At 71.9% G+C, this 6,445-nt stretch carries 6 protein-coding genes; 4 read left to right on the top strand and 2 right to left on the bottom strand.

The annotated features are described in order from the left end of the window. The coding region (locus tag ACFVYN_RS38925; RefSeq protein ID WP_390007093.1) for a DUF664 domain-containing protein at window positions 1-391 on the top strand (391 nt) is incomplete at its 5' end. Between the two features lie 283 nt (window positions 392-674). Here ACFVYN_RS38925 and ACFVYN_RS38930 read toward each other — a convergent pair. After that, on the bottom strand, window positions 675-1,721 hold the full coding sequence (locus ACFVYN_RS38930; RefSeq protein ID WP_390007095.1) for a LacI family DNA-binding transcriptional regulator: 1,047 nt from the start codon (window positions 1,719-1,721) through the stop codon (window positions 675-677). Window positions 1,722-2,006: 285 nt separating this feature from the next. Here ACFVYN_RS38930 and ACFVYN_RS38935 point away from each other — a divergent pair, with 285 nt between their 5' ends. The 3 genes from ACFVYN_RS38935 to ACFVYN_RS38945 are packed head-to-tail and all read left to right on the top strand — an operon-like array spanning window position 2,007 to window position 5,136. Continuing rightward, entirely contained in the window at window positions 2,007-3,164 is a 1,158-nt protein-coding gene (locus ACFVYN_RS38935; RefSeq protein ID WP_390007096.1) for a Gfo/Idh/MocA family protein, read from the top strand. Further along, a complete protein-coding gene (locus tag ACFVYN_RS38940; RefSeq protein WP_390007098.1) occupies window positions 3,161-4,315 on the top strand; it encodes a dihydrodipicolinate synthase family protein in 1,155 nt (384 codons plus the stop codon). The genes ACFVYN_RS38935 and ACFVYN_RS38940 overlap by 4 nt, the downstream gene beginning before the upstream one ends. After that, the gene (locus ACFVYN_RS38945; protein WP_390007100.1) at window positions 4,312-5,136 is read left to right on the top strand and encodes a sugar phosphate isomerase/epimerase family protein; all 825 of its coding nucleotides are present in this window, start codon (window positions 4,312-4,314) and stop codon (window positions 5,134-5,136) included. The genes ACFVYN_RS38940 and ACFVYN_RS38945 overlap by 4 nt, the downstream gene beginning before the upstream one ends. Window positions 5,137-5,190: 54 nt before the next feature. Here the strand turns inward: ACFVYN_RS38945 and ACFVYN_RS38950 are convergent, their stop codons facing one another. Continuing rightward, on the bottom strand, window positions 5,191-6,042 hold the full coding sequence (locus ACFVYN_RS38950) for a DUF1963 domain-containing protein (protein WP_390007101.1): 852 nt from the start codon (window positions 6,040-6,042) through the stop codon (window positions 5,191-5,193). Between the last annotated feature and the right edge of the window lie 403 nt (window positions 6,043-6,445).

Raw genomic sequence — 6,445 nt, forward strand, 5'->3', positions numbered from 1 at the left:
GACGACGACCTCGCCCACACCTACCGCAACTGGCTCCAAGCCGCTTGACAGGCAAGAGGAGAGCCGCGAGCAGATCGTCGACGGCTACCGCCGGGCCTGCGCCCACTCGGACGAGACCCTCGACGCCCTTCCCCTGGACACCGTCGGCCGCGTCCCCTGGCCCCCGCACTCAGAGCTCACCCTCGGCCGCATCCTGATCCACATGATCGCCGAGTCCCACCGCCACGTCGGCCACGCCGACGTCGTACGCGAGCTCGTCGACGGGTCGGTGGGGCAGCGGGCGGAGGGGGACAACATGGCGCCGGGGGACGGGGACTGGTGGGAGCAGCACCGGAACCGGGTGGAGGAGGCGGCGAGGAAGGCGTCCGCGGGGGAGTCGGGCAGCACCTGAGAGGGCGCGGGGCTGTGTCATCTGCGCCTGGCGCCGCGTGGGCGTGACCAGCCCCCACTGGCCCGCACATGTCCGCGACCAGCCCCATCGGCCCGCGTGGGCGTGACCAGCCCCACGAACCCGCGTGGCCGCGACCAGCCCCGACCGGCCCACATAGGGCGTGATCAGCCTCACCGGCCCGCGTGGGGTGACCAGCCCCGACCGACCCGCGTCCGGCGTGACAGCCCCCACCGGCCCGCACCCACCCCCGAGGCACCCCCGAGGCACCCCTGAAGACCCGTCCTCAGCCCCGAGGCACCCCCGAAGACCCCCGAACCATCAGCTCCCCCCGAACCGTCGCGATCCCCCCGGGCGGCGGCTCCTCCCGCCCCATCGCGATCCGCCCCGCCCGCGCCCCCGCCTCCGCCAACGGCAGCCGCACCGTCGTCAGCGCGGGTACCGCGTCGATGCTGAACGGCAGGTCGTCGAACCCGGCGACGGACACGTCGTCCGGGATCCGCAGCCCGGAGTCCCGCAGCGCCGCGCACGCGCCCAGCGCGACGGAGTCGTTCGCGGCCACCACAGCCGTCAGGGACGGATCCCGCCGCAGCAGCTCCAGCGTGGCCTCGTACCCGGAGCGGCGGTCGTAGCGGCCGTACACCGTCCAGCGGGGGTCCTCCTCGATCCCGTGCGCCACCAGTGCCGCCCGGTGCCCCTCCAGCCGGTGCCGGGTCGTCGTGCGCTCCTGGGGACCCGCGATGTACCCGAGCCGCCGGTGGCCGAGCCCGATGAGGTGCTCGGTGAGCTCCCTGCCCCCGCCCCGGTTGTCGAAGGTCAGCGCGAACGCCCCGGTCTCCGGCGCCGGCGGCCGTCCGCACAGCACGATCCGCGTCCCCGCGTCCGCGAGCTTGCGCAGCTTGGCGGACATCGCCGCCTGGTGCGGCGCGTCCTCCACCGCCCCGCCCGTCAGGACGACCGCCGCCGCCCGCTGCCGCTGGAGCAGGGTGAGATACGTCAGCTCCCGCTCCGGAGAGCCCCCGGTGTTGCACACGACCCCGAGCCGCTCACCGCCCGCGCGTCCGCCCGGCCCCCCGATCTCCGACTGGATCGCCCCGGCCATGATCCCGAAGAAGGGGTCCGCGATGTCGTTCACGAGGATCCCGACGAGGTCCGACGTGGCGGCGGCGAGGGAGCTCGCCGGCCCGTTCAGCACGTAGTCCAGCTCGTCCACGGCCCGCAGCACCCGCTCACGGGTGGTCGCGGCCACGGGATAGTTCCCGTTCAGTACGCGCGACACCGTCGCGGGGGAGACCTGGGCGCGGGCCGCCACGTCCGCCAGGGTCACCGTCATCTCGTCGTCCTCCGGTCGCGCGCCGCGGCGTGCCTGAGCGGGCCTCGGCGCATCCAAGTCGTACTTCGTCGTACACGCGGGCCCTCACGGCCCGGTTCCGAGCCGACCTTAAGGCCAATACCCTCAGTTGTTCGCCCCCTCGAACAACTCACCCCCGCCGCGGTCTTGTCCAGACCGTTGGTCAGAGGCTAGCTTCTCCCTATATAGAAAGCGCTTGCTGTAACGCTCATCAGTGGAGCGTGCGCGGCGCGCACGACCGCGTACGACTCCTATGAAGGGAATGACGTGACACGCAAGACGGTGCGTATCGCCATGAACGGTGTGACGGGGCGCATGGGCTACCGCCAGCACCTGGTCCGCTCGATCCTCGCGATCCGCGAGCAGGGCGGTCTCGACCTCGGTGACGGCAACGTGCTGTGGCCCGAGCCGATCCTCGTGGGCCGCCGTGAGCACGCGCTGAAGGCCCTCGCCGAGCAGCACGGCCTGGACCCGGCGAACGTCTCCACCGACGTCGACGCGGTCCTCGCCGACCCGACCGTGGAGATCTACTTCGACGCCCAGGTGACCTCGGCGCGCGAGGAGGCCATCAGGAAGGCGATCGCCGCCGGCAAGCACATCTACACGGAGAAGCCCACCGCCACCGGCCTGGACGGCGCCCTGGAGCTGGCCCGCCTCGCCGAGGCGAAGGGCATCAAGCACGGTGTCGTCCAGGACAAGCTGTTCCTGCCCGGCCTGCTCAAGCTCAAGCGCCTCATCGACGGCGGCTTCTTCGGCCGGATCCTCTCGATCCGCGGCGAGTTCGGCTACTGGGTCTTCGAGGGCGACTGGCAGACCGCCCAGCGCCCCTCGTGGAACTACCGGGCCGAGGACGGCGGTGGCATCGTTGTCGACATGTTCCCGCACTGGGAGTACGTGCTCCACGAGCTCTTCGGCCGGGTGAAGTCCGTGCAGGCCCTCACCGCCACCCACATCCCGCAGCGCTGGGACGAGAACGACAAGCCCTACGACGCCACCGCCGACGACGCCGCCTACGGCATCTTCGAGCTCGACAGCGGCGCCATCGCCCAGATCAACTCCTCCTGGGCCGTCCGCGTCAACCGCGACGAGCTCGTCGAGTTCCAGGTCGACGGCACCGAGGGCTCCGCCGTCGCCGGTCTGCGCAACTGCCGCGTCCAGCACCGCTCGGCCACCCCGAAGCCGGTCTGGAACCCGGACATCCCCGCCACCGAGGTCTTCCGCGACCAGTGGCAGGAAGTCCCGGACAACGCCGAGTTCGACAACGGCTTCAAGGCCCAGTGGGAGCTCTTCCTCAAGCACGTCTACGCCGACGCCCCCTACCAGTGGGACCTCCTCGCCGGCGCCCGCGGCGTCCAGCTCGCCGAACTGGGCCTGAAGTCCTCGGCCGAGGGCCGCCGTCTCGACGTACCGGAGATTGCGCTGTGACGATCGAACTCCCCGACTTCCAGGGGGGCTTCAGGGCCTACGAGCCCCGCAAGGAGCCCTTCGCCGCCACCCCCGGCACCCCCTTCACCTCCCGTACGGTCTTCTCGGCGGCGCACGTCGTCGCCGACCCGTTCGCCGACAGCACGCCGGACTCCCCGGCCGCCGTCGACTGGGACGCCACCCTCGCCTTCCGCCGCCACCTGTGGTCGCACGGGCTCGGGGTCGCCGAGGCCATGGACACCGCGCAGCGCGGGATGGGCCTGGACTGGGCGGGCGCGGCCGAACTGATCCGCCGCAGCGCCGCCGAGGCCAGGTCGGTCGGCGGCCTCATCGCCTGCGGTGTCGGCACCGACCAGCTCACCGGTCCCGCGACCCTGGACGAGGTCCGCGCGGCCTACGAGGAGCAGCTCGCCCTCGTCGAGGAGTCCGGCGCGCAGGCCATCCTGATGGCCTCCCGGGCCCTCGCGGCGGTGGCGAAGGGCCCCGAGGACTACCTGGAGGTCTACGGCCACCTCCTGCGCCAGTCCGCGGAGCCGGTGATCCTGCACTGGCTGGGCCCGATGTTCGACCCGGCCCTGGAGGGCTACTGGGGCTCGTCCGACCTGGACGCGGCCACGGAGGTGTTCTTGCAGGTCATCGCCGCCCACCCGGACAAGGTCGACGGCATCAAGGTCTCGCTGCTGGAGGCGCAGCGCGAGATCGACATCCGCCGCCGGCTCCCGCAGGGCGTCCGCTGCTACACGGGTGACGACTTCAACTACCCCGAGCTGATCGCGGGCGACGACCAGGGCTTCTCCCACGCCCTGCTCGGCATCTTCGACCCGCTGGGCCCGCTCGCCGCCGAGGCGGTCCGGGTGCTGGACACCGGTGACGCCAAGGGCTTCCGCGAACTCCTCGATCCCACGGTCGAGTTGTCGCGCCATCTCTTCCAGGCGCCTACCCGTTTCTACAAGACGGGCGTGGTGTTCCTCGCCTGGCTGGCCGGCCACCAGTCGCACTTCACGATGGTCGGCGGCCTCCAGTCGGCCCGCTCCCTCCCCCACTTCGCGCGCGCCTACGAACTCGCCGACGGCCTGGGCCTGTTCCCGGACCCGAAGCTGGCGGAGGAGCGGATGAAGAACCTGCTGTCCCTGTACGGGGTGAACCAGTGACCGACCTTTCCCGGTTCTCCGTCAACCAGATGACGGTCAAGCAGCTGTCCCTGCCGGAACTGGTCGACGCCTGCGGCCAGTTGGGCATCGGCAACGTCGGCCTGTGGCGCGAGCCCGTCCAGTCGTACGGCGTCGAGGAGACGGCCAAGCTGGTCCGCGACGCGGGTCTGACCGTCACCACCCTGTGCCGCGGCGGCTTCTTCACGGCGATCGACCCGGACGAGCGGGCCGCGGCCCTGGACGACAACCGGCGCGCGGTCGACGAGGCGGCCACCCTGGGCACCGACACGCTGGTCCTGGTCTCCGGCGGCCTCCCGGCCGGCTCGAAGGACCTGCACGGCGCCCGTGAGCGCATCGCGGATGCCCTGTCCGTCCTGGGCCCGTACGCGGAGGAGCACGGGGTGAAGCTGGCCATCGAGCCGTTGCACCCCATGTACGCCTCGGACCGCTGTGTGGTCTCCACGCTCACCCAGGCCCTCGACCTGGCCGAGCGCTTCCCCGCCCACCAGGTCGGCGTCACGGTGGACACGTACCACATCTGGTGGGACGACAACGCGCCCGCGCAGATCGCCCGCGCCGGCGGCCGTATCCACACCTTCCAGCTCGCGGACTGGACGACCCCGCTGCCGGAGGGCGTGCTGAACGGCCGCGGCCAGATCGGCGACGGCGCGATCGACATGCGGGAGTGGCAGCGGTACGTCGAGGCGGCCGGGTACACGGGCGCCATCGAGGTCGAGCTGTTCAACGACGTGCTGTGGGCCCGCGACGGCCGCGAGGTCCTCGCCGAGACCGCCGAACGGTTCGTGGCGCACACGCTGTGAAGCGGGGGCCGGAGGGGGATCTCGGGAGTTCCCCTCCGGCCCTCTCCGGAGCCCCTACGGGTTCCGGAAGACCGTCGTGAACGTCCGGTCGAAGCGCCGGGCCGCCAGGTCCGTGCGCTGGATGGACCAGTGGACGGTGGCGCCCTCCAAGCCGTCGATCCAGGGATCCCACTCGGCGAGCAGCACCCAGTCCGCGAGGTCGTCCGACACCGGCTCGCCCCCGCCCCAACGCCCGGCCGCGGCCTCCTGCACCGCGCACCGCACGGCCTTCCCGACGGGGTCGGTGTCGACGGCCTCCTGGTCGGCGTACCCGCCGAGCCGGAGCCGCCCCGAGGAGGCGATGTCGTCGTGGGTCTCGGCCCACACGGCGGCCAGTTCCTCGGAGCGTGGATGCCCGGGCAGCGGGATCCAGCGGGGCTCCTCGGGTATCTCGACCCAGTGGTGGTACGGCAGTGAGACGTCGACCGTCGCCCTGAGCGTCTCCTGCGGGAACCGGGCGAAGACCTCCTGGTACTCGTCGTCGTTGTCGAACCAGGCCCACCCCTCTTTGTCCCGCTCCTCCACGGCAGTCCCCGCCGGTACGTACACCGCGCTGCCCATGCTCTCCCGGTCACCGAAGTCCTCGGGATAGGCGAACAGCAGCAGGTGGCCGTCGGACGGCAGGGGGAGATCCGTCGCGCCGGCGGGCAGGGCCCCGAGGTCGATGGACGCGACGAAGGGATGGAAGGGGTGCGGGACCCCCACGGGAAGCAGCAGCGGCCCCCCGAACCGCCCCACGACCGGCCCCTCTCCGTGCTCGCCCAGCGTCGCGCAGGGCCGGGCGGTGTCCATCCACCGCTCCACGTCCTCGACGGGGATCCCGCGCGCGAGCGCCTTGTCACGGAAGGGACGTAACCTGTCCCGCATTTCCTCAGGAGTCACAGGAGTCACAGGAGTCATGGGGGAACCGTAGAGGCGGGCACCGACAGGTGGCGTGCGCCGGGCGGAAACGGGAGTCGGGCGCCGCACGGTCAGTCCGCGTGACGCTCACCTCCTGGGGCCCCGGGACGGGCGGCCCCGGGACACCGGCACGGTGTTCCCCGTGCCTTCGGAGGGCACCTTCGAAAATTCCGCGGAGACCGTACAACCCTTCCCCCGCCCCGCCGGTCGTACTTGGCATCAGGACGCCTGGAGGGGGATCCGGGGGGATCGCGGGGTTCTGACGGGGAGGGAAGAGTCGAGGGGGGGCCGGGCCATGGGCCGGGCCCCCCGCCATATTGGCCCCGGCCCCACAACAGCCCTACGAAGTGGGCGGGAAGCCGTTTTGACC

Source organism: Streptomyces sp. NPDC058307, from assembly GCF_042880295.1.
In the GTDB taxonomy this organism is placed as follows: Bacteria; Actinomycetota; Actinomycetes; order Streptomycetales; family Streptomycetaceae; genus Streptomyces.